The organism is Pontibacter sp. HJ8 (assembly GCF_054824225.1).
Genome location: NZ_JSYF01000027.1, coordinates 1 through 3,218 on the forward strand (window position 1 = coordinate 1; position 3,218 = coordinate 3,218).

Annotated in this window: 4 protein-coding genes; 3 read left to right on the forward strand and 1 reads right to left on the reverse strand. The window is 51.3% G+C overall.

Features of this window, described 5'->3' with window-relative positions; all coding sequences use genetic code 11:
- Positions 1-135: 135 nt before the first annotated feature.
- A complete protein-coding gene (locus OB13_RS01400) occupies positions 136-663 on the forward strand; it encodes an ExbD/TolR family protein (RefSeq protein WP_461488355.1) in 528 nt (175 codons plus the stop codon).
- 113 nt (positions 664-776) lie between these two features.
- Here the strand turns inward: OB13_RS01400 and OB13_RS01405 are convergent, their stop codons facing one another.
- The gene (locus tag OB13_RS01405) at positions 777-1,379 is read right to left on the reverse strand and encodes a hypothetical protein (protein WP_461488356.1); all 603 of its coding nucleotides are present in this window, start codon (positions 1,377-1,379) and stop codon (positions 777-779) included.
- Between the two features lie 387 nt (positions 1,380-1,766).
- On the opposite strand from OB13_RS01405, the gene OB13_RS01410 reads away from it, so the two are divergent.
- Positions 1,767-2,354 (forward strand): RNA polymerase sigma factor, encoded by a 588-nt coding sequence (locus tag OB13_RS01410; protein ID WP_461488357.1) that lies wholly within the window; start codon positions 1,767-1,769, stop codon positions 2,352-2,354.
- On the forward strand, positions 2,341-3,117 hold the full coding sequence (locus OB13_RS01415; protein WP_461488358.1) for a carboxypeptidase-like regulatory domain-containing protein: 777 nt from the start codon (positions 2,341-2,343) through the stop codon (positions 3,115-3,117). The genes OB13_RS01410 and OB13_RS01415 overlap by 14 nt, the downstream gene beginning before the upstream one ends.
- Positions 3,118-3,218 lie beyond the last annotated feature (101 nt).

Below are 3,218 nucleotides of genomic sequence, written 5' to 3' on the forward strand. Positions count from 1 at the left end.
ACCTGTGCATGGGTGTAAGCCTTACTATACCTATACCTGTCTCTTTTTCTCCTCTTCAAAAAAAAATTATGGTAAAGGCGTATGGAATTTTCACGGCATTGCCATCATATCCTAAACTGAAAGGAGAATTAAGACATGGCACAGATTCAAGAAAAATCGACTCCGGTAAAAGGTGGAAGAAGAAGAGCTAAAAAGTTCGCGTCGCACCTGGATATGACCCCGATGGTAGATCTGGCGTGCCTGCTTCTCACCTTCTTCATGCTCACCACTACCTTCACCAAATTGCAGAACATGGAGATCAGCATGCCCGTACCGCATGCCACCGGCACTGCCGTCGCCGGCAAGAACGCCCTGACACTTATCCTGGGAGAGAATAACCGCCTTTACTATTACTTCGGTTTTGCAGGGGATGAACCCGACGTGTCCGAGACCGATTTCTCAACCACCGGTATCCGGCAGGTGCTGCTTTCGGAGCAGGTCAAGTCGAACCGCAGCTTGGTCGTGCTGATCAAGGCCACCGAAACATCGCGTTACAAAAACCTGGTGGATGTACTGGACGAAATGAAAATAACCGACACTAAAAAATACGCTCTGGTTGAAATCCGGGAAGAGGACAAGAAACTGCTACAACGAAAACTGGTAGCCGCGCTACCTGATAAGTAACAACTCGCTGCAAAAATGAAAGCCGGTCTGTTGCGAAACATTCCGGCTTTCATCCAGTCATCAGCACAATTTAACTTTACAAGAAACGGGAAGCTTGCCTTTTCTTCAGGTGGTTACAAGGCATAGTCACAGCTCACGGTCGGGTTAAAGGGCGCATGCATACCGGAAGGATTATGCTTCCAAACCCAGGCATGGAGTTGGTAATTCGGGAACGGAGGTCCGCCACCACCCTCGCTGAAGTCATCAAATACCTGCTCGCCCAGCATCGGTGGACTATCGTGCATGGCATCCCAGGCTTCAGCTACTACAATATATTCGACAGCAACCAGCCGAAGCTTTCCGTTCTTCTGGGGCTCGTATACAAGCGTCTCCGGCAGGGCAGGATCTACAGTAGCATCCACTAGGGCAAAGTTGGTGTAATGATAGCCCATGCTACCTGCAGGGGAAGAGACGCATTCACTGCTGAGCACGTAGCCGGCTGCTTCGGCATCTGCTACATCTTTGTAATGGACGGTAGCCCGCCGAATCTCAGCCAGTAGCTTGTTATGATACGCCGAAACCGGCCGCCCGGGGCCAACTCCCATTTCGGCCTCCCCTGCGGAAGCCAGCGGAGCCGGATCTTCTGCCTGCTCCGGATTGCAACCTAAAAACAGGAAAACAATCCCGAAAAACAGAACGGACAATATTAGTTTGATGTGGTTTTTGATTGTCATCATTCGCGTAAGAATTAATAGAGAAAATGTACACACTACACAAGACCCTACACCTGGCTTCTTTTCCTGACCGGAAAGAATCCACTGTAGTACCGGAGGTATAGGCAGGACCGCGTCTTGCCTAGTCGGGTGAAGGGGCAGAATTATTCAATCAGGAAACAGGGTGTAGATCATCTGAGCGGGTGGGCAGGTATAGCACTGTCAGACTAGCAGCCAAATCAGAAAACGCATACATCACTTTACGCATTCGCATCAATAAAGTGTAATTATTTATTGGTATAATTGATAGAACCGTACCTAGGTAAGGAGATTGCAGGTGCTGTATAGGCTAATGGGTATATTATCAAACTTATTTCTTTTATTTAAGCAAGCAAACCAGGTATAGCCGCTATGTTTCTAAAGCTTTTCTCCAAAGACAGACCTCCCGATGACCTGGAGCTGGTGCTGCAGTACCGGCAGACCGGTGATCTGGGCTGCATCGGAAAGCTGTTTGAGCGGCACACGGATATGGTATACCTGGTTTGCATGAAGTATCTGAAAGATGAGGAAGAGAGCAAAGACGCCACCATGCAGATATTTGAGCAACTGGTGGTGGCCCTCAAAAGGCACGAGGTAACCAATTTCAAAAGCTGGCTGCACGTGATCAGCAAAAACCATTGCCTCCAGCTGCTCCGTAACCAGAAGGCCAGAGGAAAAACAGCCCGGAGCAGTATAGCTGAAACAAGCATGGAAATGGTCTTCACGCTGCATCTGAGTGAGGAGGAACAACACGAACTGGAACTGAAGGCGCTGGAACAGGGCCTGACGGAGTTGCCGGCGGAACAGCGCACCTGCCTGGAGCTGTTTTACCTGGAGCACAGGAGTTACAAGGAAATAGCAGATATCACCGGCTGCGAACTGTCGAAAGTGAAAAGCCATATACAGAACGGCCGCCGGAACCTAAAAATATACGTGGAGAAACACCATGCGCAACGATAAGATCCAGAAAAGCAATTGGGGAGCAGACGGGCACCCTTCCACGGAACTGCTGCGGCAGTACGAGGAAGGCATCTTGTCCTCGGCTCTCAGCAATGAACTGGAAAGGCACCTGATGGACTGCGAGCTTTGTGAGGATGTCCTGACCGGCATGACACTGGTGGACAGAACCCGCACACAACAGGCGAAATCCCGCATACTGCAGCGCATCCGAACCCGGTTGCGCAGGCAACGCAAGAGCTCCCTCGCCCTGAATGTTCTGGCAGACTGGCGCGTTGCAGTGGCCATCCTGATGATGTTCTGCTCGCTGGGCCTTCTTTTGTTTTACCATTATACCACCACCATAGCTGAGCAGAAGTCCGGTCATTCGGCACTCAAATCAGGACAGATTTTGCCTCCGTCGCCGGAAGAGCTGTTGGCGCGCACCATAGACTCTGCCCTGGTACTTGAAATACAGGCTCCTCCTCCTGCCCCTGTTTATGACCTGCCCGCGAAATCAGCAGCTTCTGCCACGGACTTTACGGCAGACAAGAAGACTGTGGGCGGCCGTGTGCTATCAAACGGCGGAGAGCCGCTACCCGATGTGCTGGTGCAGGTAAAAGGCTCTACCATCAGTACCCTGACGGACCGTTCCGGCAATTTCCGGTTCCAGCTTCCACAGGACAGGCATGCGCTCCTCTTTTCCCTACCCGGCTTCAAACCGCAGGAGATAGCAATCGGCTCATCCAGTCAGGCCATCACCGTGCGCCTGGAGAAGGGGAAATAGGTATAGTAAGAAAAGCTCCCCTCCTTGGATAGGGAGGGGCAGGGGTGGTTGGATCTGTGGCTGCAGTGAATTTTCAACCAGACACTCGCAGGAGCTGCGCA

Bases quoted from the DNA above. Each gene is read 5' to 3' on its own strand.
- OB13_RS01400 (WP_461488355.1), top strand. From the start codon at position 136: ATGGCACAGATTCAAGAAAAATCGACTCCGGTAAAAGGTGGAAGAAGA.
- OB13_RS01405 (WP_461488356.1), bottom strand. From the start codon at position 1,379: ATGATGACAATCAAAAACCACATCAAACTAATATTGTCCGTTCTGTTT.
- OB13_RS01410 (WP_461488357.1), top strand. From the start codon at position 1,767: ATGTTTCTAAAGCTTTTCTCCAAAGACAGACCTCCCGATGACCTGGAG.
- OB13_RS01415 (WP_461488358.1), top strand. From the start codon at position 2,341: ATGCGCAACGATAAGATCCAGAAAAGCAATTGGGGAGCAGACGGGCAC.